The organism is Noviherbaspirillum sp., from assembly GCF_035254685.1.
Lineage (GTDB): Bacteria > Pseudomonadota > Gammaproteobacteria > Burkholderiales > Burkholderiaceae_D > Noviherbaspirillum.
In genome coordinates this window covers 432,220-454,628 of the sequence record NZ_DATFAI010000020.1, presented here as the reverse complement: position 1 = coordinate 454,628, position 22,409 = coordinate 432,220, and the positions used below count along the sequence as shown (strand labels likewise).

Annotated in this window: 18 protein-coding genes; 9 read left to right on the top strand and 9 right to left on the bottom strand. The window is 60.9% G+C overall.

The annotated features are described in order from the left end of the window. Positions 1 to 2: 2 nt before the first annotated feature. Positions 3 to 794, bottom strand: a complete 792-nt coding sequence (locus tag VJ698_RS07890; RefSeq protein WP_324102174.1) for a ferredoxin--NADP reductase — start codon at positions 792 to 794, stop codon at positions 3 to 5. 86 nt (positions 795 to 880) lie between these two features. Here VJ698_RS07890 and serA point away from each other — a divergent pair, with 86 nt between their 5' ends. Then, on the top strand, positions 881 to 2,080 hold the full coding sequence (serA, locus tag VJ698_RS07885) for a phosphoglycerate dehydrogenase (protein ID WP_324102173.1): 1,200 nt from the start codon (positions 881 to 883) through the stop codon (positions 2,078 to 2,080). Between the two features lie 323 nt (positions 2,081 to 2,403). Here the strand turns inward: serA and VJ698_RS07880 are convergent, their stop codons facing one another. From VJ698_RS07880 to VJ698_RS07865, 4 genes are all read right to left on the bottom strand, one after another. Next, complete coding sequence (locus VJ698_RS07880; protein WP_324102172.1) at positions 2,404 to 2,868, bottom strand: Rrf2 family transcriptional regulator; 465 nt, start codon at positions 2,866 to 2,868, stop codon at positions 2,404 to 2,406. A gap of 152 nt (positions 2,869 to 3,020) precedes the next feature. Further along, positions 3,021 to 4,421 carry a SpoVR family protein gene (locus VJ698_RS07875; protein WP_324102170.1) on the bottom strand — a complete coding sequence of 467 codons (1,401 nt, stop codon included), beginning with the start codon at positions 4,419 to 4,421 and terminating at the stop codon, positions 3,021 to 3,023. Positions 4,422 to 4,530: 109 nt separating this feature from the next. Further along, a complete protein-coding gene (locus VJ698_RS07870; RefSeq protein ID WP_324102169.1) occupies positions 4,531 to 5,700 on the bottom strand; it encodes a DUF444 family protein in 1,170 nt (389 codons plus the stop codon). Between the two features lie 16 nt (positions 5,701 to 5,716). Next, entirely contained in the window at positions 5,717 to 7,666 is a 1,950-nt protein-coding gene (locus VJ698_RS07865) for a serine protein kinase (protein ID WP_324102168.1), read from the bottom strand. Between the two features lie 586 nt (positions 7,667 to 8,252). Between VJ698_RS07865 and VJ698_RS07860 the strand changes: the two genes are divergently transcribed. The 4 genes from VJ698_RS07860 to VJ698_RS07845 all read left to right on the top strand — a co-directional run bounded on the left by VJ698_RS07860 (position 8,253) and on the right by VJ698_RS07845 (position 13,354). Next, on the top strand, positions 8,253 to 9,614 hold the full coding sequence (locus VJ698_RS07860) for an MBL fold metallo-hydrolase (RefSeq protein WP_324102167.1): 1,362 nt from the start codon (positions 8,253 to 8,255) through the stop codon (positions 9,612 to 9,614). After that, the gene (locus VJ698_RS07855) at positions 9,615 to 11,159 is read left to right on the top strand and encodes a thymidine phosphorylase family protein (protein WP_324102166.1); all 1,545 of its coding nucleotides are present in this window, start codon (positions 9,615 to 9,617) and stop codon (positions 11,157 to 11,159) included. Between the two features lie 38 nt (positions 11,160 to 11,197). Further along, entirely contained in the window at positions 11,198 to 12,103 is a 906-nt protein-coding gene (locus VJ698_RS07850; protein ID WP_324102165.1) for a ribose-phosphate pyrophosphokinase, read from the top strand. A 297-nt stretch (positions 12,104 to 12,400) separates the two neighbouring features. Beyond that, positions 12,401 to 13,354: an AAA family ATPase gene (locus VJ698_RS07845; protein WP_324102164.1), complete on the top strand. Its 954-nt coding sequence runs from the start codon at positions 12,401 to 12,403 to the stop codon at positions 13,352 to 13,354. 216 nt (positions 13,355 to 13,570) lie between these two features. Here VJ698_RS07845 and VJ698_RS07840 read toward each other — a convergent pair whose 3' ends face one another. Continuing rightward, positions 13,571 to 14,548, bottom strand: a complete 978-nt coding sequence (locus tag VJ698_RS07840; RefSeq protein WP_324102163.1) for a tyrosine-type recombinase/integrase — start codon at positions 14,546 to 14,548, stop codon at positions 13,571 to 13,573. Between the two features lie 282 nt (positions 14,549 to 14,830). On the opposite strand from VJ698_RS07840, the gene bamE reads away from it, so the two are divergent. Both bamE and VJ698_RS07830 read left to right on the top strand, forming a co-directional pair. Continuing rightward, on the top strand, positions 14,831 to 15,334 hold the full coding sequence (gene bamE / locus VJ698_RS07835) for an outer membrane protein assembly factor BamE domain-containing protein (protein ID WP_324102162.1): 504 nt from the start codon (positions 14,831 to 14,833) through the stop codon (positions 15,332 to 15,334). A gap of 38 nt (positions 15,335 to 15,372) precedes the next feature. Further along, the gene (locus VJ698_RS07830) at positions 15,373 to 15,876 is read left to right on the top strand and encodes a hypothetical protein (RefSeq protein WP_324102161.1); all 504 of its coding nucleotides are present in this window, start codon (positions 15,373 to 15,375) and stop codon (positions 15,874 to 15,876) included. Positions 15,877 to 15,938: 62 nt separating this feature from the next. On the opposite strand, the gene VJ698_RS07825 is transcribed toward VJ698_RS07830, so the two are convergent. Continuing rightward, the gene (locus VJ698_RS07825) at positions 15,939 to 17,033 is read right to left on the bottom strand and encodes an alpha/beta fold hydrolase (protein ID WP_324102160.1); all 1,095 of its coding nucleotides are present in this window, start codon (positions 17,031 to 17,033) and stop codon (positions 15,939 to 15,941) included. Between the two features lie 340 nt (positions 17,034 to 17,373). Here VJ698_RS07825 and VJ698_RS07820 point away from each other — a divergent pair, with 340 nt between their 5' ends. Then, positions 17,374 to 17,994 (top strand): MEDS domain-containing protein, encoded by a 621-nt coding sequence (locus tag VJ698_RS07820; RefSeq protein WP_324102159.1) that lies wholly within the window; start codon positions 17,374 to 17,376, stop codon positions 17,992 to 17,994. Between the two features lie 154 nt (positions 17,995 to 18,148). Continuing rightward, complete coding sequence (locus VJ698_RS07815) at positions 18,149 to 20,272, top strand: HlyD family efflux transporter periplasmic adaptor subunit (RefSeq protein ID WP_324102158.1); 2,124 nt, start codon at positions 18,149 to 18,151, stop codon at positions 20,270 to 20,272. A gap of 3 nt (positions 20,273 to 20,275) precedes the next feature. On the opposite strand, the gene VJ698_RS07810 is transcribed toward VJ698_RS07815, so the two are convergent. After that, positions 20,276 to 21,619: an efflux RND transporter periplasmic adaptor subunit gene (locus VJ698_RS07810; protein ID WP_324102157.1), complete on the bottom strand. Its 1,344-nt coding sequence runs from the start codon at positions 21,617 to 21,619 to the stop codon at positions 20,276 to 20,278. Positions 21,620 to 21,621: 2 nt separating this feature from the next. Next, complete coding sequence (locus tag VJ698_RS07805; protein WP_324102156.1) at positions 21,622 to 22,404, bottom strand: efflux RND transporter periplasmic adaptor subunit; 783 nt, start codon at positions 22,402 to 22,404, stop codon at positions 21,622 to 21,624. Positions 22,405 to 22,409: the final 5 nt, after the last annotated feature.

Sequence of the window (22,409 nt, the reverse complement as noted above, 5' to 3'; positions counted from 1 at the left end):
GCTCACCAGTAATTCTCCGTCACGAACTGCCCCGGCAGCGTGCGGCGTACTGGCCGCATGCCCCGGTGATGCAGGAGCTTGCGCATGTCTTCGATCATGTCGGGGTTGCCGCACATCATGATGCGTGAAGCCTCGACGGTGAGCGGAAGACCAGCGCACTTTTCCAGCTCGCCATTCTCAAGAAGGGTAGTGATCCGGCCATGCAGGTGGGGCGGTGCTCCCTCGGTCTGCTGCTCGCGCGTGGTCGAGCGCACGATGTGCAAGCGCGCGGGCCCGATCGCTGGCGGATGCTGGCGCAAGTGCTCCAGCTCTTCCCGATAGGCAAACTCGCTTTCCTGGCGCACGCAGTGCACGAGCACGATGTTGCGGAAATGCTGCCAGACATAGGTATCGCGGAGCATCGAGAGGAAAGGACCGAGACCGGTGCCGGTTGCAAGCATCCACAGGTCATCGCCATCGCTGAAGCGGTCCGGCGTCATGAAGCCATAGCTCTGCTTTTCGATCAATATTTCGCTGCCGGCCGCGGCTTTCCGCAACTCGGTGGTGAACAGGCCGCCGGGAACGACGATACCATAGAACTCGAGATGGTCCTCGCGCGGCGATGACACCATGGAGTAAGCCCGCCACAGCAGTCCGTGTTCATCCTTCAGACCGATGCGCGCGTATTGCCCGGCCGCGAAGGAATAATTTGCCGGCCTCGTGGTCGTAAACGTGAGGAGCCGGTCGTTCCACCAGTCAAGCCTGGTGATGGTTTCCACCGTCGCCTTGTCCGCGATTTTGGGATCGATAAGCATGGTGCATCCGATCGTGGGGTTATCCAGCAGGAAGCTGGAATTTAAGATATATTATAAATGAATCTTTAAACGAATGAGGTTTGGTAATGGCGAAAATCGTGCTCCTTGAAAAAATCCACGCTAGCGCGTCGGAACTCCTGAAGGCCGAAGGCTTTGACAACATCGTGCAGCTCCCGACGGCGCTGAAGGCCGACGACCTGATCACTGCGCTGGCTGATGCCGATGCGGTGGGCATCCGCTCCGCGACGCATATCACGGCGGGGGCGCTGAAGGCGCTGCCGCGGCTGAAAGCGGTCGGATGTTTCTGCATCGGCACCAACCAGGTTGATTTGACAGCGGCGGCGACGCAGGGTGTCCCGGTTTTCAATGCGCCGTTTTCGAACACGCGCTCGGTGGCGGAGCTCGTCATTGCGCAGGCCATTCTGTTGCTGCGGCGCATTCCCGAGAAGAATGCCAGGGCGCATCGCGGCAAGTGGGAGAAGAGTGCAGTGGGCGCCTACGAAGTGCGCAACAAGACGCTCGGGATTATCGGTTACGGCAACATCGGCGCGCAGGTCGGCATCCTGGCGGAAGCCGTGGGCATGCGTGTGCATTACTACGACATAGAAAGCAAGCTGCCGCTGGGTAACGCCAGGCCGGAAGCGAGCCTGGAAGCATTAATGGAGAAGTGCGACATCATCACGCTGCACGTGCCTGGACACAAGTCGACCGTCAACATGATCACCGCGGACAGGCTGGCGGTGATGAAGCCGACCGCGGTCCTGATCAATGCCTCGCGCGGCAATGTGGTGGACATCGACGCCTTGAACGCCGCCCTGCGTGAAAAGCGTCTTGCCGGCGCAGCGCTCGACGTGTTTCCGGCCGAGCCACGCAATGACAAGGAAGAATTCATCTCGCCCTTGCGCGACCTGGACAATGTGATCCTCACGCCGCACATCGGTGGCAGCACAGAGGAAGCACAGGAGAATATCGGACGAGAAGTGGCGCAGAAGCTGGCGCGCTTCCTGAAGGCCGGCACCACGCGCTTCGCGGTGAATTTCCCGGAGATCCCGTACCTGGAAAAGGAAACGAAGAGCCGTGTGCTGCATATCCATCGCAACGAGCCGGGTGTCATCGCCCGCATGAATGCGGATTTCGCGCAGGCCGGGCTGAACATCGTCGCACAGCATCTGCAGACCCGCGGGCCGATCGGCTATGTGATCACGGACGTGGACGACGGCATTTCGGCGCAACTGCTACAGAAGCTGCGGGCTGAGCCGGCGACGATACGTTGTGACTTGATCTAATAGAGCAACCGGGGATCTTTGTCCACGGAAAACACAAAAGACACGGAAAAATTCAAAGCTTTCCGTGTCTTCTGTGTTTTCCGTGGACGACTATTGTGCTTGAGTGCGCAGTAGAGGCCGTGCGGCCGGAGAGGTCTTGGCGGCCTTCACCTTTTGAATTGCTGCAGACGCTGCGGGCTGAGCCGGTGGCGAAACGTTGTGAAGTAATCTAGTAGAGCGACCGGGAATCTCTGTCCACGGAAAACACAAAAGACACGGAAAACTTCAAAATTTTCCGTGTCTTCAGTGTTTTCCGTGGACGACTATTGTGCGGCCGGAGAGGTTCAGGCGGCCTTCGTCTTTTCCCTCGAAGGGATATGGACCTTGGCCAGTTTCTGCAGGCTCGGGCTCCTGTGGATCAGGTCGGCCAGCGTAACTTCGCTGAGGACGTTGAGATAGGCCTTGGTTGCCCTGCCCAGTACGGCCTGAAGCTCGCAGGCCGGTGCGAGCACGCATTCATTGTGCTCGCGGCTGAAGCATTCGACCATCATGAAGTCAGGCTCGGTGCCCTTGACCACTTCACCGAGGTTGATGTCCTCCGGTTCCTTTCCCAGCCGCAAACCACCGCTGCGGCCGCGGATCGTTTCGATCAGGCCAGCGAGTCCGAGCTGGTGCACGACCTTCATCAGGTGGCTCTTGGAGATCCCGTAGGCGTCGGCAATGTCCTGGATCGTCACCAGCCGATCACGGTGCGTGCCGAGATACATAAGTGCTCTCAGAGAGTAGTCGGTGTAATCGGTCAGGCGCATGATGATCGGCCCCGTTCGTATAAGATGGATCTATTATATATGTTAAAGGGCGGGATGGGGCATGTGCAACAACTGAGGACCCCTTGCGCCACATGAAAACCGGCGCGGACAGGGCATGTCCGCGCCGGAAGTGAAAGAAATGATAACAGTTATCAGAGGCGCTTGCTGGTCACCACGCGTGCCTCGCCACGCTCGCCCACGGTGTGCAAAGTGACCGGGCGACGCCAGACGCGACCGATGTATTCCAGCACGCGCTCGGCCCGTGCCAAGTCGACACCGCGGCCGTCGCTCTGGTGGTCATGCACGAGTTGCAGACTGCCGTCGACGTGCAGGTGATTGGCCGCGATGCGCGGTGCGCCGTAATTGAATTTCGGCGCCAGGATAGCTTCGTGCACGGCATGGACATTGTTCTCGGCGATGCGGATGTCGCCGTCGTCGCGTGCCTCATAGACAAACAGCTCCAGCTTCTCGATCAGGTCCTTCGTCAGGTAGTTGCGGATGAAGCCGAAGTCGTCTTCTTCCTTGACGATGCGGCGGGCCGTTTCCAGGCCATGCTTTTCGATGATGTCTTCCCACATCGAAAAACCAAGGTGGTACGGATTGACCGCGAGGGCGAGCTGGCGTTCGGCGGCATAGGGGCGGACCACGTCGGAGTGCGCCTTGATCGCCGAGAGGTAGAGGTCATGCGGGAGAAAATCCGCTTCGCGCAGCAGGCGGGCATGCCAATAGGAGGCCCAGCCTTCGTTCATGATCTGGCAGGCGAACACCGGATAGAAATAGTAGGACTCTTCACGTACCGCGAGAAAGATGTCGCGTTCCCAGCCTTCCATTTCGGGTGCGTAGTTGGCGATGAACCAGAGCAGGTCGTATTCCGGTTGCGGCGGAACCGATACGCGCTTCGCGGCCGCATGGAGCGTATGCGGCTTTTCCCCCGGCAGCTGGCGATAGCGCTGCTGGAACTGATCGGGCGGCGGGTCGTTTTCTCCCTGCCGTGGCGGCTCGAGGGAATAAAGCGGCCGGTGTAGCTCGCGGTTGATGTCGATGTGCGGCTCCAGCGCGAGCGCAGCGTCGAGCACCGCTTCCACGCGTTCCTGCCCATGATCCTCGATCGCGGTCTCGATGCGATGCGCACGCGCCGCCGCCTGTTCGAGGATGTGGCCGCCGGCCATGTCCATGAAATGCGCGAACAGGTGGTTGTTCTTGGCAAAATCCGCGTGCCCGAGCACATGCGCTGTCACCAGCGTGTTCTCCGGCAGGGTGTTGCCATTGACGAGGTATGCGCGGCAGGGATCGCCCGGGAACATCACTTCGAAAATGCGCGAGTGACCCATCCCCTGGCGGATCAGCTGGTGGATATAGCGCACGCCAAACGACCAGTGATGCATGCGCACCGGCAGGCCATACACGGCGATTTCCATCATGAAGTTGTTCGGCACCAGCTCAAAGTCGACCGGGTAATAATCGAGCCCAAGGTCGCGCGCAAGCTGCTCGATGCGCGTCGAATACTGCTTCAGGTTCTCGATGGCTTCCGCGGAGGTTGTGGTGTTGCACATAGGGGGCTTATCCTCAAAAAACCATGTCCACGGAAAACACGAAAAACACGAAAGAAAACGAAAAACAATTATTCGTTTCCGTGTTTTCCGTGGACAAATCGCCTTTTGCTCATTCCGATTCTTGCTGGACGAAAAACTTGCGGATGGCTTTCCACACGTCTTCGTGGCGCGTCAGGATGCTGCTTCCGATCGGTGCGCCGCCGCGCTCGATTTCGGTGCACAGCATCTTCATCTCGGTCTCGCTGGTGCGCGGCGAGCCCGGTACGGTTTCGACGTAGCCGACATAGTTGAGCACCTTGCACAGCCTGCTCAGGTAATCCGTCGCGGCGGCGCGGTCTTCGGTGAAGTTCTCGCCGTCCGACGCATAGAACAGGTAGCCGTTGTATTGCGATGGGTCGTATTCGGTTTCGATCAGTTCGAGCGCGAGCTTGAACGCGGTCGATGCGCCGGTGCCGCCCGTGCCGCTGACATTGAAGAACTCGCTTTCCGAGAATTCCCATGCCTGCGTCGTGTGTGCGATGAAGCGCGTCGCCACCTTGCCGTAACGGCGGCGTATGCCTTGCAGCACGAAGAAGAAGAAACTCTTCGCCAGCTTGCGCTCGGCATCAGTCATGCTGGCCGAGACGTCGAGCGCGAAGATGACCACGGCATTGGTCGCAGGTTTGCGGCGTTGCACCAATTGCTTGAAGCGCAAATCTTCATTGGTGAAAGGCACCGGCTTTTCAGTGGTCCGTTCCTGTGTCACGCGCCGCTTGACCGCTTCCTTCACCGTGCGCCGGCGGTCAAGGCGCGCGCGCGCGCCGTGCTTGTCCCAGCCTTCGCGCACATACTCGTCGTCGGTGACAGCGGTATTGCGCTTGGGCTGCAGATCGGGAAGCTGCAGTTCTTCCCAGAGCCAGTCGATGATGTCGTCGACCTTGAACTCCAGCAGCAGTTTCACTTCGCCATCGTTGTTGCCGCCTTCGCCTTCCTCGCCGCCCATGTCGGGCTGGGCCTGGCGCAGCACATCACCCGGCTTGCCCTGGCCTTGGCCCGCGCTACTGTAAGTCTGCGAGGGTGAATCCGCGAGGCGGAAGCGCGAATGTTCTAGCAGCCGCACCGGGACCTGCACGGTGCGGTCCTGTGAGCCGGTCATGACATCCGGACCGGCCACCAGGTTGGGCAGATTCTGCTGCACAGCCTCGCGCACCTTCTCGTTATGGCGCAACCAGTCCCGCGAACCGCGCGAGAACAGGTCGTACCAGGGAGTTTCAGCAGAAATCGTGATGTGATCAGTCATACACAGCCTTTAATGATTACTCCTGCGCCATCAGCGTGGTGACATAGTTGAGCGCCTCGCGCGCGCTGTGGCTGTCGTAGCCGTACTCGTCGACCAGGCGCTTTTCGACCACGGAAATCTTTTGCCGCACTTCTTCGTCCGGCCGCGTGGTGGAGCTGACCAGCCGCAGCACGTCACGCCGCTGCTCGAACAGGTATTGCTGAACCGCGTTGTGCAGCTGCGCGTGGCTGTCGAGCGTGAATTTCTCGCCGCGCTTGTAGGCGCCCATCGCCTTGCGCACCACCTCCTGGCGGAATGACTGCTTGCCGGATTCGGAGATGTGGATCTTCTCTTCCACCGCGCGCAGGAAACGTTCGTCGGGCTTGCGCTCTTCGTTGGTGATCGGGTCCTTGATCTGACGGTTGTCGAGCGTGGCTTCCACCTCGTCCAGATACTTGTCGAGCAGATCCTGTGCCTCCTGTTCGAATGAGACGAACAGCGCCTTGTGCACGTCTTCCTTGACCCAGCGGTTGTAGAAATCCTTGCGTGCCAGCACCAGGTAATCGATCCACTTGCGCTTGCGCTTCGGGTCGATGCGCGCGTCGTTCTCGATGGCATCCTTGAGCGCGAGCAGCACGTCCATGGTGGTGAGGCTCTTCACATTCGTCTGGATGATCGCATTCGACAAGGCATTGATCACAAAGCGGGGCGAAATGCCGGCGAGTCCTTCATCCGGCATGCGCTGTTTCATCCGGTCAGCTTCCGAGTGCGTAAATCCTTCCACCTCTTCATTGGCGTAGAGACGGACTTTCTTGCTAAGTTCCAGCTCCTTGTCCTCTGAATCGTGCAGTCGCGTGAAGATGGCGAACACCGCCGCGGCATGCAGCACATGCGGATCAAGATGCACTTCGCGGAAGGCGGGCGCGGCGGAAGAAATCAGTTTCTTGTAAATTCGCGCCTCGTCCTTGTAATTCAGCGTATAAGGCACCTGGATGATCACCATGCGATCGAGCAGTGCTTCGTTCTCGCTCTCCTGCAGGAACTTGCGGAATTCCGCGAGGTTGGTATGCGCAAGAATGGTTTCATCGAGATAGATCAGCGGGAAGCGTGAAACCTTCACGTTCTTTTCCTGCGTGAGCGTGAGCAGCAGGTAAAGGAATTCGCGCTTGACCTTCAGGATTTCGATCATCTCCAGCATGCCGCGGCTCGCCGCATACACAGCGCCGGACCACGACCATGCGCGCGGATCGCCTTCGTCGCCGTATTCCGCCACCTTCGACAGATCCACGGAGCCGACCAGGTCGGCAAGGTCTGCCGTGGTCGGATCGTGCGGCGCGTAGGTGCCGATGCCGACGCGTCCCGCTTCGGAGATGAAGATGCGTTCCACCGGCATGTGCAGGAAATCGCCGTTGTATTCGGTTTCGAGGCGTGTGCGGCAATGCGGGCAGACCTCACCGATGATGTCCACGCCATAGGTGTCGCGAAAACGCGGACGCACGGAATGCGGAATCAGGTGCAGCGGCGATTCATGCACCGGGCAGCCTTGGATCGCGTAAATCGCGCCAGCTTCGGTGCGACTGTATTCTTCCATGCCACGCTTGAGCAGGATCACGAGCGTGGACTTGCCGCCCGACGGCGGGCCAAGCAGCAGCAGCAGGCGGCGGCCGACTTCCGAACCGGCCGCAGCGGCCTTGAAATAATCGACGACGCGGTCGATAGCTTCGTCTACACCGAACAATTCCTGGTCGAACAGCTTGCAGCGGAAATTCCCGTCCTGGTCTTCGCCGCCCATCCAGCGAATCATGTCCCACATGTACTGATGCGAAGTGCGCGCCACGCCTTGCGGATCGGCTGGCAGCACTTGCTCAAGGAATTGCGAGAGTGTTCCGGACCAGTGAGCGGCGCGATGGTCCTTGGCGAAAGCGACCAGGCTCTGAAGAATATCCTCTTGCTGCTCAGTATGATTGACGTCGCTGTGAATGGTCATGACATGTGCTCCCCGTCAGGTTATCGGATGTGCTTCCTGAAAGATGGACATCCGAAATGGATTTACGTTTCTCTCGCTCTCGATTTAGCAGTCAAATTCAGTATAGGGCGCATGCAAAAGAACGATTGATGAGGATGGTCAATGAATCCGACTCGCTCCACGCGGTGATGCGCGCTACACAAACACTGGGGTAGCAAGATGCATGCAAGCACAAAGGATCTGAAAGGGCGCGCGCAAATAGATTGCGTACAGGCCTGGAATCGGAGCAAACGCGATGCGCGCGCGATATCTGGCTGCGAGGTTGCGGAGAGTGGGGCGACTCACCGAGCCAGCCGCGCCAGCAATGTCGCCTCTTTGAAAAATTTACATAGGCAAACACACGGTACCGCCAGTTCGCGCTGTAAAGTCATGGTACAGATGCGGCGACGCCTGAGGCCTCGGGAATGGTTGATCTACATCAATGGCCGGAAATTTGATATTGGAGATAGTGTTATTACGGTTTCTCCTCTGCAATGACGCAGTAAAGCGGATGCGAGACTAAGCGAGTAAGCAGCGGCACATGTGCGAAAAGAAGAAAGAGAACATCATGCGGATTCAATTCCTCGGCGCGACAGGGACCGTGACAGGTTCCAAATATTTAGTCACCCTCGGACGTACCAAAATACTGGTTGACTGCGGCCTGTTCCAGGGCTTCAAGCAATTGCGCCTGCGGAACTGGGCAGATCTGCCCGTGGCGCCCTCGGCGATTGATGCCGTTGTCCTTACCCATGCGCATCTCGACCATAGCGGATACATTCCCTTGCTTGTGAAAAACGGTTTTCGCGGCAAGGTGTATTGCAGCGAGGCGACCTACGAATTGTGCCGCATCCTCCTCCCTGACAGCGGTCGTCTGCTGGAAGAAGAAGCCGGCTATGCCAACAAGCATGGCTTTTCCAAGCATCATCCAGCGCTGCCGCTATATACCGAGCAGGATGCAGAGTACTGCCTGAAATATTTTTCACCAGTGAAATTCGGTGTGCGCTTTCCGGTCGCGGGGCGACTGCATGCGCAGATGGCGCGCGCCGGACACATCCTCGGCGCAGCGATGGTGACGATCGATGACGGCGACACCACGCTCGCCTTCACCGGCGACCTCGGCAGGCCTGACGATGTGCTGATGGCGCCGCCCACGCAGCTGGAGCGCGCGGACTACCTGGTGGTCGAATCCACCTACGGCAACCGGCGGCATGACCGGACCGATCCGATGGTCCTGCTCGGCAAAACCATCCAGGAGACCGTCAATCGCGGCGGGGTTGTGATCATGCCGGCATTCGCGGTCGGCCGCGCACAGGTGGTGCAGTACTACATGCATTTGCTGAAGCAGGCGGGCACGATTTCCGCGGTGCTTCCGGTTTACCTGAACAGCCCGATGGCCGCCGACGTCACCGGGCTCTATCGCACCTATCGCCAGGACCATCGCCTCAACGATGAAGAGTGCCGCGCCATGTGTCACGCGGCGAAGATCGTGAACTCGGTGGACGAGTCGAAGGCATTGAACCTGAAGCGCATGCCAATGGTCATCATTGCGGCGAGCGGCATGGCCACCGGCGGACGGGTGCTGCACCACCTGAAGGCATTCGCCTCCGATCCGCGCAACACCATTCTTTTCACCGGCTTCCAGGCAGGCGGCACGCGCGGCGCGTCGATCGTCGGCGGCGCCGATGCAGTTAAGATCCACGGCGAGTATGTGCCGATCCGCGCCCAGGTGGCGCAGCTCGAAAACCTCTCCGCACACGCGGACGGCGACCAGGTTCTGGACTGGTTATCGCATTTCCGCGAACCGCCGCGCCGGACCTTCGTTACGCACGGCGAGCCGGATGCGGCCGACACCTTGCGCCGGCGCATCGAAGAGACGTTGAAGTGGTCGTGCACGGTGCCGGAATATCTCGAAACGGTGGAGCTGGGCTGAATGGCGCATCACGCCCCACATCCCCAGCATGCCGGGCGGAACGGCAAGGCGCATACCTTGCGCATGCGGCGCATGGGCATCGATACCTATCTTGAGCCCGTCATCTACATGCGCGCCGATTGCCACATCTGCCGTTCGGAAGGCTTCGAGGCCTTGTCGCGCGTTGAAGTCTGGCGCGACCACAAGCACATCGTCGCCACGCTGAATGTGGTCAGGGCGCCGCTGCTGGACCAGGACGAGGCCGGGCTTTCCGAAGCCGCGTGGCGTGCGCTCGGCGGCACCAACGGCGAACATATCAAGGTGTTCCATCCGGCGCCTGTGCAGTCTTTCTCCCACGTACGGGCAAAGATGTTCGGGCATCCGATCACGATGGCGTGGGCGGACGAGATCATGCGCGACATCGTGGACGGCCACTACTCCGACATCGAGATGGCGGCCTTCATCGCGGCCTGCGCCGGCAATCGGATGGACATCGAGGAAACCACGGCCTTCGCGCAGGCGATGATCAACGTCGGCAAACGTCTGCACTGGGGCAGCCAGCCGGTGGTGGACAAGCATTGCGTCGGCGGGCTGCCGGGCAACCGGACCACGCTGATCGTGGTGCCCATCGTCGCCGCCTGCGGCCTGACGATTCCCAAGACCTCGTCGCGCGCCATCACCTCTCCGGCGGGCAGTGCGGACACGATGGAAACGCTGGCGCCGGTCGATCTCGACATCCCGCATATCCGGCGCGTCGTTGAACGGGAGCATGGCTGCATCGCGTGGGGCGGGGCGGTCAACCTCAGCCCCGCCGACGATATCCTGATCCGCGTCGAACGTCCGCTGGGGCTCGACAGCGATGGGCAGATGGTCGCATCGGTGCTGTCGAAGAAAATTGCCGCGGGCTCGACCGATGCGCTGATCGATATCCCGGTCGGTCCCAGCGCAAAGGTGCGTTCGCGCGAGGCCGCGCAGGAACTCAGCGCGCGCCTGATCACGGTCGGCCATTCGCTCGGCATCCACCTGGAGACGGTCATCACCGACGGTTCGCAGCCCGTGGGGCGAGGCATCGGCCCGGCACTGGAAGCGATGGATGTGCTCGCCGTTCTGCAGAACGCGCCCGATGCGCCCGAAAATCTGCGCGAGCGGGCGCTGATGCTCGCCGGCCGGGTACTGGAAATGGGTGGGAAGGCGGAAACGGGCAAAGGAATGGAAAGGGCGCGCACGGTGCTGACGAGCGGCATGGCGTGGAGCAAGTTCCAGGCGATCTGCGAAGCGCAGGGAGGAATGCGCGTGCCGCCCAAGGCAACCCATACGCATGTGATGGTGGCGAGGCATCATGGGAAGGTGGCGGAGATCGACAACCGCCGCCTTGCGCGCGTGGCGAAGCTGGCCGGCGCGCCGAAAGCGCATGCGGCGGGGCTGGTGCTGCATGTGCCGCTGGATACCGTGGTCGAGGTCGGCCAGCCGCTGCTTACGATCCATGCGGAGTCGCCGGGCGAGCTGGCGTATGCGCGCACCTATGCGGAGGCGCAGGAGGACATGATTCTCCTGCTGGAGCGGTAGATCGTACCGCTCGTACAGATTTTTTCTGGAGTAAAAAAATGATACCGGTACTTTTTGCAATGCCTGGGAATGAAACATTCGCCACGCATCTGGACAGGGCGATTTCATGCGAGATGGGGCAGATGGAAGTGCGCCGCTTCCCGGATGGCGAATCCTACATTCGCCTGTTGACGCCGGTGCGCGGACGCGACGTGATCTTCGTCTGCACGCTCGACCATCCCGACGGGAAAATGATTTCGCTCTATCTCGCGATCAACATCGCGCGCGAACTCGGCGCGCGCCGCATCGGCCTGGTTGCGCCTTATCTGGCCTACATGCGGCAGGACGCGCGCTTCCAGGATGGCGAGGGCGTGACGTCGGTGCATTTTGCGCGCTTCGTTTCAGATTTCTGCGACTGGCTGGTGACGGTCGATCCGCACCTGCACCGGCACCACAAGCTCAACGAGATTTACAGCATTCCGACCAAGGTGGTGCGCGCGGCGCCGGTGATCGGCGACTGGATTGCCGAACATGTGGAAGACCCGGTGGTGGTCGGCCCCGATGCGGAGAGCGAGCAGTGGGCGTCGAGGGTGGCGAAATCCGTCGGCTGCCGCTACTTGGTGCTGAACAAGACCCGCAAAAACGATCATGACGTGACGGTGTCGGCGCCGGAAATCTCGGCGTGGAAAGGCGGCACGCCGGTGCTGGTGGACGACATCACTTCGACGGCCCAGACCATGATCGCTGCGGTGAAATGCCTGAAGCAGGCCGGGTTGCCGCCACCGGTCTGTATTACTGTGCATCCGATCTTCGCTGGCAATGCGTTCACGGACCTGCAGGATGCCGGTGTGGAACGCATCGTGAGCTGTAACACCATCGCGCATCCCAGCAACCAGATCGACCTGAGCGACGCCATCGCGGTGGCTGCTGTCGAGCTGATGGCGATCCTTCCGATCAATATCTGAACCCGGCAGTCGCCGGCCGCGCCGCCGCTCTCCTGAAGCTGCGGCGTCGCCTCCTGGCAACGAAATGCGGCAACGATTGACATCCTCCGTCGTTTTCGATGGAATAAGGATGTCGTTTGCTGCTGGAAATCTTCTGCACATGGAACAGACTTTGCATCGACGATGGTGTCCGGCGGGCATTGTCCTGTTGTCATCAAGTTTTTTCCGGAAAACGCGATAACAGGAGCAAGCTTTCCGAGCACTGTTGTTCTTGCATGCTCCATTCATAGGGATCGGCATGCATCAGGAGTTTTCGCCATGACGATCACACTCGCCCGCTCTCATACGATCTACAGCATGAAAGCAGTCGAAAGCGCCCAGGAAAGGGCGCGCGCACTGAAATCGCCAGAACTGGAAGCGTTCTACGAAGACATGCTCGAGTTTGGCTCGGATCGCTTCGTCACCACGCCGTCTTCCACCGATGCGCTTGAACCTCTTTACGATGACTGCCCGAATTTCGGCGAGGTGCTGGACGACCTGACGCGCTATCTCGGCCTGTCGATCGCGGGCGGCGCAGGGATCAACGTGATGCCGGTACTGCTGCTCGGCGACCCCGGCGTCGGCAAGACGCATTTCGGCAAGCGACTCGCCACGGTGCTTGGCACTGAATTCGAATTCATCAGCATGAACGCCTTGTCGGCCGGCTTCATCATCACCGGCAGTTCGTCAACATGGAAAGGCGCCAAGTGCGGGAAGGTGGCGGAGCGCCTGGTGCGCGGCAAATTCGCCAATCCTGTCGTGCTGCTCGATGAAGTGGAGAAGGCGAGCGGTTCCACCCAGTCCGATCCGATGGCGGCGCTCTACCAGTTGCTCGAACCCGAAACCTCGCGCGCCTTTCACGATGAATTTATCGATATCGATCTCGATGCCAGCCAGGTGTTCTGGGTACTGACGGCCAACAGCCTTGATGGCATTCCGCCTGCATTGCTGAGCCGGATGGCGGTCTACGAGATTCCTTCGCCGACGCCGGACCAGGCGGCACGCATTGCGAAGCGCGTCTACATCGGCCTGTTGCGCGAACTGAAACTGCAGAACATGGACGAAGAACTGACGGACAGCGTGCTCGACAAGCTCTCGGAAGTGTCGCCGCGCGAAATGCGCAAGGCGCTGCTCGACGGCCTGGGCTTCGCCGTCGCCGCCGGCCGCGCGTCGCTGGCACCCGAGGATGTGCGCCTCAAGGTTGATCCGTACAAGCGTCGGATCGGATTTTGATCATTCGGGTTTATCACCCTGAAAAAGCAGCTGTCCACGAAAGGCACGAAAGACACGAAAGGCACAAAAAATTCCTTCCGTGTCTTTCGTGTTTTCCGTGGACAGCTTCAAACACTCTGCGCTGAGACGACAGGCGAGAAGATCTTGTCCACGGAAAACACGAAAAACACGGAAGGGGTTTTCGTGTCTTTCGTGGACCTATCGCCGTTTTCAGGATCATTCAGCCTCGATGCCGCCCGGATTCACCACCAGCCGGCGGTAGCGCAATGTCGATTTGGTTTCGACGTGGCCAGCCCATTGCTTCACAACCTCGACCGGTTTTTCCCTGGCAAGCTGGCGCATCAGAAAAGAGTTGCGCAGCACTTGCGGCCCGAATCCGCCATGCGGGTGCAATGTCTTGTCGTGCGCCTTGAGGATCGATTGCACCTTGCGATAAAGGGTGGCCGGCAGCATCTTGCCGCCCTTGCCGGAGATGAATACGACATGATCGGATGCGGCCGGCAGGGTGGCGCGCAGTTCCAGCCATTTGTGCAGCGGTTCGCGCGCAAATGGTGCGATCGGTGCCTTGCGTTCCGGCACTTTACCGTGCGCGGCGACGTTCATGTAGGGAGGATCGGCATCCAGCACGAGATGATCCATCTCGAGGTTGATGACTTCGCTTGCGTACAGCCCGGAACCGATGATCAGCACCATCATCGCCTGGTCGCGAACGTCGCGCCAGTAGCGCGCCGGTTCCGCCAGCACCATGGCGACGAACTTTTCATCGTCCTGAGATGCGAGCGCGACGGGATTCCTGTCCGGCGCCGGGCGGAAATACCTGAACAGCACGGTGCAAGGATTCGCTCCATGGCGGATATTCGCAGACAGCAGATGTTCGAACACCGCCGACAGGAGCTTCAGGTAACGGCGCCTGGTCGAGTCTTCGGCCGGGCTGCCGTCCTTGCTGCGCAGGCTGTCGAGAAAATGTGCGAGGCGGTCGGTCTGGATGGTGCGCACGTCGAGGCCGTACCCGGCGAGGTAATCGACGAAGCGGTTCCACATGGCGCAGTGCTGGCGCACCGACCGTTCAGCATAGAGAAAGCCGTCGGAGTGGATGGTGGTACGCTGCCAGTTTTCGAAGGCGACGCGCGGATTGTTCAGCCAGAGGTCGGATGCGTCGATGCGCGGCAGGTCGAGCAGGCTCAATTGCTCCATGAATGCTCCCTCAATGAATTGCATGGAGTAGAGTGCGCGTGGAGGCAGTGGTTCAGCAGGTAGTGGGTTTTGCGGGCAGTATGCAATATACCGGCAGAGTGCATTTCATGGCCCGCTTCGGCGGGGCAGGCGCGTGTTGCGGGCAAGGACGTCCGGGATTTCTTCGATTCCCGTATATTTCATTTTGCTTCTGGCAAGACCGGAGGCGGGCGTGGCGAACGCATGGGCGGTTTCGATGCTCCTACCTGCATGAGACTGCGTACACAATTTCGAGGAGGATTGATGGGGTCACTGATCAGCGCGCTGGCGCTCATTGCAGCATGTGTGTTCCTGTTCGGGTGTGACAGACAGGGGCGCCCGATCGAGGAGTTCGGACTCGACAAGCTGGAGCGCGGTGTCTCGACGGAAGGGGACGTGCGCAACGTAATGGGAAAGCCGGATACGGTGCGCGACGAGGAAGATGGCTCGCGAACGCTGGAGTATCCGCGCGGGCCCGAGGGTGTGCGTACCTGGTTCTTCAGCATCGACAGGTCGGGCAAGCTTAAGGATTTCAGGCAGGTCCTCACCGAAGAAAACTTCGCGCGCATCAAGCCGGGCTTGAGCAAGGAGGAGGTGCGCCGCATGCTCGGCAGGCCGCGCAGCGTGGTGCAATTCAAGCTGAAGAATGAAGAGGTGTGGGACTGGCGTTACCAGAGCTGGGAGGGGGCTCGTTTCTTCAACGTGCATTTCGACATGACCAGCGGCAAGGTGACCGGTACCTCCAGTTCGGATGCGGTCATGAATTGATACCGGGCATGCATGGCGCCAGTGCGTGTCAGCATCTTATGCAACGCCTTTTGATAATAATCTTCAACCTTGACGAAACTGAAACAGCTTCCAGCAGTCCTATTTCGAGCGACCGCGCAGCAATGCGCTGCGATGCAGCCTGCCGCGCGGCAAGGCGTTCCATTCGACTCGAATTCGACTTACTTAAGGAGGCAACGATGAAGAAAACATCTCTCGCGGTTTTCGTTTCACTGCTGGCGCTGACGGGCACGGCTTTCGCCCAGGCGTCATCCGGGATCACGGAGAGCACCGATCCGCAGAAGGCAGCTGAAGTCGAGCGTCATGCTGCCGAGATCCAGTCAAAGCAGCAAGCGTCAGGGAAGGAAATGACCTCGGGTGACAGCGGCACGGCGAAGAAGGCATCCAAGCGGACGCATGCGAAGAAGAAAGCGAAGAAGTCTAGCAAGGCCAAATCGGCTGCGCCGGAAAATACTTCCGGATCGAGCAGCAGCGACAGCAGCAAAGCGTCCGGACAGGAAAGCAGCTCCGGAACCAACAAGTAATCCACGTGCGGCGCAGGCTGACGGCTTGCCCATCCGCCTGCGCACCTTCCTCGCTTGGAGGGTCAATGCCTGGTTGCGCCAGGCTCGTCCACTCCCGTTTCTTCCATCCACCGAAAAATCATCGGCCACAAATGCCGGTGGGCGTTCGTTCCCGCCAGCGCGCCGACATGCGCCAGCGCAGTACCCCTGTCGCCGCTGTAGGGCAGCAGGCGCTTGTTGCGGCTGCGGGTGGCCGCGTGGAACACGGCAATGGAGGCCGGCGGCATGATCAGGCTGCGTGGATCGTAGACCGCAAGGAAGGGCGATACGACATCCGCTGGCCCGATGCGCTGTCCGCCCACCTCCAGCGTGCCGCGCATGAAGCGGTCTTCGCGATACAACTGGTCGATGATTTCCTCGAACAGGCGGCCTGACATCGGTGCTTCGTCAAGCGCCCAGCGTTCCACCTGCATATGTTTGCGAAGCAATGCGTCCGACTCCATGCTGGCCACAAAATCGGCATAGCGTTCCGCCTGGAAGGTCGTCGGCGAGGCAGTCACGCTGGCGAGACTGATGACCGAACCGGGAACGTTCTCGAACAGTCGCGTCATCTCGTGCGCAGGCGGTGACAGCGACAGCATCGGGCCAAACGAACCCGTTGCTTCCGCGAAGTGCAAGGGTGATTCGATCAGGACCATGCCGGCCACCTGTTCGGGCCGCAGCGCCGCATAGATGGCCGCGAGGATCCCGCCGAGCGAGTGGCTAAGGAGAAACAGCCTGCTGTCGCGTTGCGCTGCATGGATCGCAGCGATGCATGCATCGAGCAGGGTGCTGGCGTATTGATCGAGGCCGAAGCTGGCTTGCCCCGCACCCGGCAGCGTCCACTCCACGAGGTAGACTCGCATGCCAGCGGTGAGCGCGCGCTGGACGACGCTGTACTCAGGCGACAGGTCCCAGATGTAGGGGCGTTTGATGGGAGCGGGAATGATCAGGGCAGTGCGCCTGCTTGCCGGCATGCCTCCGTAAAAACGCAAGCGCATGCCGGGCCGCGTGAGCACGGTCGCGTAAGGACTTTCGATCGGACCATATCCCATCTGGTCCATGGATGCGCCGCGCATCCGGCGCGCCTGGTCAAGAAAATGGAACCAGCAGTTGACAGCGGACGTGAAGGATTGCATCGGCTCACTTCCTGAAAGAAGGTGCGATCTTTCTTTGTCACAAAACCTCGCGTTTCGTTCATCCAAGGAAGACGCAGGCACGCTGGAACCTTTCGTGCCTTCCGTATTTTCCGTGGACAAATATTTCTGCGATGGGGATGAATCAATACATCAGGATTGACAGGAAAATCATGGCAACAGGGGAACAAATTGATAACAGGATTGTCTTTTTCCCGGGGTCAAACCCTTCTGCACTCCGACCAGCGCCGGCGGTCATGGCCCGGCACTGGAGGAGGCTGCATATGTTCTTAAAATAATGACATGGGAAAAATACATGAGCACGCTCACTTCATGGAAAACAATGTTGAGCAGACCAGTTGCCGGGCAGCACATCGCGCAGTTCTATCGCCATGACGATCAACTGACGGAAACGGTCAGCCATTTCATTGCCGAGGGCCTGCGCAACGGGGAGGCGGTCGGGGTGGTCGCGACGGCGCTGCAATGGTCGCTGCTGGTCGGTCGCCTTGTGGCGCACAAGGGCTTCGACCTGGTGGATGTGGTCATGCGAGGGCAACTGCGGATCGAGGACGCCGACTTGATGCTGTCGGCCATCATGGACGACGGCGTGCCGCAATGGCATCGCTTCCGCGACAAGAGCGTCGATTTCATCCGGCGCAGCCGCCAACAGCACGATTCGGTGCGCATCTTCGCGGGAATGACCGACATGCTGTGGCAGGAAGGAAAGGATGATGTTGTCGGCCGCCTGGCGGAATTCTGGAACGAGCTTGCCGCCGAACACCGGTTTTCGCTGCTGCGTGCCTATAAGGTCGATGGTGTCGATACCCATCTTTATCATCGTGCGCTCGCATCCGCGCGCAAGGTCTGCACACACCTTCTTCCGCGGCACGACGGGCGGCCGCATCCTCTGACCTCGCCCACAGCGCTGTGCGGCGCAGCCGATTCGAAGACAGCCGTCGCCTGATCTCCGGCTGCATCTTCGGGGACGTCGCGGATTGTGCTCATGCGCAATCCCTCTCATAATACCGGTGCCCGTTCGCAACACTTCTGCTGCGACTCCCATCCACCCGTGCACCATGAATTTCGACGCAGCAGCGCCCCGCTCAGGCTTTATTTCCTTGCAAGCCGGTTTATCCGATGGCTTGCCCGAGCTGCGCGCAGACCTTCACCTGCTGGCCGGGCCCGTGCAGCGCGACGGCGCGCCGAGCTGGCGCATCCACGATCCCGTGCGCAACCGATTCTTTCAGATCGGATGGCAGGAATTCGAACTGCTGCGCCGCTGGCAGGCGGGCATGACGGCATCGGACTTGCTGGAGGCGGTCGCGCACGAGACGACGCTGCGGCCAACGCATGACGAGCTGGAAGAACTCCTCGCCTTTCTCTCCGAGCAGCAGCTGCTGCGCGTGAACAGTCTGGCGCAGCGCAGGCAACTGAATGAGCGATGGCTGCGTGCGCAGCCGCAATGGCTGACCTGGCTGTTGCATCACTACCTGTTTTTCCGTATTCCCCTGTTGCACCCAGACCGTTTCCTCGACGCGACGCTGCCATGGATACGTCATCTGTTTTCCAAAGGATTCCTCGCGCTGCTGGGCGCGGTCGCGCTGGTTGACGTGTATCTTGTGGTGCGCCAGTGGCAGGAGGTACAGACCGCCTTTTCCTGGTTCTTCAATCTCGAAGGCCTGTTCTATTACTTCGTGGCGGCGAGTTGCGCGAAGGTCGTGCATGAACTGGGCCACGCCTATGTCTCCAAGCATTTCGGCCTGCGCGTGCCGACCATGGGCGTTGCCTTCCTCGTCATGTGGCCGGTCCTGTACACCGACACCAGCGAGACCTGGAAGCTGGCAGACGCACGTCAGCGCTTCGCCATCGCCGTCGCCGGCATCGGCGCGGAGGCGACGCTGGCGCTGTTTGCGATCCTCGGCTGGGCCATTGCGGCGGATGGTGTCCTGCGCAGCATGCTGTTCCTGCTCGCCAGCAGCAGCCTGCTCATGTCGCTTGCGATCAATGTGAGTCCGTTCATGCGCTTTGATGGCTATTTCCTGCTGTCCGACGCGCTCGACCTGCCGAATCTGCATGAGCGCAGCTTCGCGCTCGCACGGCGCAAGCTGCGCCAGCTGTTCTTTCGCCTGCACACGCCGGATCCGGAGCCGCAGCTGTCGCGCGCCATGCATGCCGCGTTGACGGTGTTTGCCATCGTAACCTGGTTGTTCCGCTTCGCGCTGTTTCTCGGCATCGCGCTCGTGGTCTATCACCTGTTCTTCAAGCTTCTGGGCATCTTCCTGATGATGGTAGAAATCGGCTGGTTCATCGCTCGCCCGGTCTGGCGCGAGGTTCACGGATTATGGACGCTACGCCGCCTGCTGCGTCCGAATCCGCGCGCTTTCCTGTTGCTGGCGCTGGGCGCTGGTGCGTTCCTGTGGCTGATGCCGGTGGCATTTCATGTCAGCGCGCCCGCACTACACAAGGCAGCGCAGGAGCAGACGCTGTACGCCCCGGCTTCCGCGCGCCTCGACCAGCTCGCGGTGCGGGCCGGCCAGCAGGTGTCCGCCGGCAGCCTGCTCGCGCAATTGTCGTCGCCGGATACGGCACAGCGCGCCACCCAAGCCGCCTTTCAGGTCAAGTCAATGGAAACCGAGCTGGCGCGTCTCTCGGCCAACGAGCGTCAGCGCGACCGCGCGCTGGTACTGGAACAGCAGCTGGCCGAAGCGATCGCGGACCAGCAGGGCGCGCGCGACGATCTCGCACGGCTTGCGCTGCGTGCCGAATTCGATGGTGTGGTCCGCGACGTGTCGCCGCAAATCGCGCCCGGCCGCTGGCTCAATTCCCGCGAGCCTCTGCTGCGGGTCGTCGGCACGTCCGGCAGCACGATCGAGGCGTGGGTCGATGAAGAGCAGTTGCGCGGCCTGGCCAAGGGGCAGGCGGTGAAGTTCTACCCCGATGCACCGGAATCACCCGTCATCACGGGCCGCATCGTTGCCATTGATACTGCGGGCAGCCACCTGTTGCCGCATCCATTGCTCGCATCGACGCATGGTGGTGGCATCGCCGTGACCTCGCGCGACGCCGGACACATGGCTGCCTTGCACCCACTGTACCGCGTTCAGATCCGGCCCGATGATGGCGCCGCACCAGCCGCAAACGTCGAACGCGGGACGGTGCGCATCTCCACCGGCCCCGTGGCGCTGGCCGAGAATTTCCTCGCGCGCATCGTCGCGGTCGTCGTGCGGGAAAGCGGCTTCTGAGCGTCAGATGCCCGCGGCGCGGCGCAGCGCGCGCAATGGTTTGCGCAACAGGTAGTAGGACAGGGGCACCCAGCCGGAGGAAATCTTTGCCGTCCCTTTCAGGCCGAGGCGAGGCGGCGCGTCGCGCTCCAGCAGTTGCGCGCGCAGCATGTATGCCGGAGCGCCTTCCGGCGTGAGGCCGGTCTCGTAGGCCGTCTGCGCGATTTTCGCGGTGAAGGATGAGAGCGGTGATGCGTTCAGGTAGAGCTTCACATCACTGCCGACATCGAGCTGGATGGCATCATCGGGCGCGAGTGCGATCGAGATCGCCGCTTTCTTCGGGTCGGCCAGAGTCATGATGCGTTCACCGGTTTGCACCGTCTTGCCGCGCCAGTCATCAACACCTGTGAAGATGGCGATGCCTGCCTGCGGCGCGGTGACCAACATGCGCGAGCGCAGTTCGACGAGGTAATTCAGTTCCGCAGCGCGCTCTTCGACGCGCGCATCGAGCGACTGCAGGTCTCCTTTGCTGGCATCGTCGGAGAAGGCCTTGCTCGCCGCGCGCTGCCGTTCCGCACGTGCGATCTCGAGCGATTTCTGCGCGACCGCAACGCGATTGCGCAGGGAAGTATCGTCGAGCTGCAACAGCGGCTGCCCCGCCGTCACCGGCTGGTTCGGCGCGACCAGGATCTGCTGCACGACTGCGTCGGCCGGCGCGGTGATCGGGATCGGCTGTTCCGGTACAACCTCCGCAGGCGCAAGGGTTGACAACCGCACCGGCAAGGCGAACAAGGCGGCCGCGACCGCGAGCGCGACGATTTTCTGGCGGCGTGTGAAGCCGAACCGCAGCTGCTCGCGCCAATGCAGCCGCTCGCGCTGCCAGGCCCAGAGCGAGAATCCGATCGCCTCCGCAAGCCATTCGGCGCGTGCGAGATCTCCATCGTCGAATGCTTCGTGCCGTGTCAGCCACAGGCCGCCGACCAGCTTGCCCTCGGGCGATTCAAGCCGGCAGTGCAGGCTGTGCGCGGGCATCCATTCTTCGTGGCCTTGCTGCAGCTCAGCCGGCACGTCCTCCGGAACGATGTGCTGCACCCGTTCACTGCTGCGGGCCTGCAGATGCTCGAACAGGCGTTCCAGCCAGAGCGCGTACGGCCCGTTCTCATCGATCTCCGCAAGGCCCGAGACGGCTTCGATATGTACGCGGCGCAAGGTATTGCCTACCCATAGCACCGTCTGTTCGAACGGCAATGCGGCATGGCTATCGTTGACGGCAGCGAACAGCATTCCGCGTCGTGAGCGGCAGCGTCGCAGCGACCGTTCCAGCGTGAGCAGGACGGCAACCGAACCGGCCTGGTGAATGTCGGACATGATCAGTTCGGCTGGGTCGGGAAGCGTGCGGCACCGATCATGCCCGGCAGGACACCGCTGGTCTTGCCGTCGAAGCGGGCTTCAATCTCGATCGACTGGCTCACGCCATCCACGCGGGAATTGACCTTGGTGACTTTTGCAGCATGCTCCTTGCCGGTTTCAGCGAGCTGCACTTTGACCGGCGTACCGGGCTTCAGCCAGCTGACCCAGCTGGAAGGCACGTGCATGGCAATCTTCAGTTTGGCGTTGGTGACAATTTCCATCAGCGGCTGCCCCAGCGATACGTTCTCGTAGGTTTTCGCACGCAGACGCGCGACGCGGCCGGAATAGGGTGCCTTCACCTTGCAGAAGTCCATCTGGACTTCCTGCTGCTTCACCTGCGACTTCGCCTTTTCCGCTGCGGCGGCAGCCATCGTCACTTCGAGTTCGCCTGCTGCGCCGAGGCCCTGCAGGCGCAGCTTGGTCAGGTGCGTCTCGCGCATGCCGAGCAGTTCGGCCTGCGCGCTCTGCAAGCGTGCTTCCTGCTCGGCACAGTCGAATTCAACGAGCGTCGCGCCCGCGCCGAAGGCCTGGCCGATGCCATAGTGGATGGCCTTGATGCGACCGGCCATCTGGCTCGAGAGCGTGGCGTCATCCTCGGCGCTGACGAGTGCCGAAATCTCTTTGGCATCGGCGGCAAGGACGGTGGGCGCCATCTTTTCCGGCGCGGACTGCTGCGCGAAAACAACCGAAGACAGTCCAGCCATGGCGCCGGCAAGCAGGCAGAAGAGTGTGGTGCGGTTCATGTTTA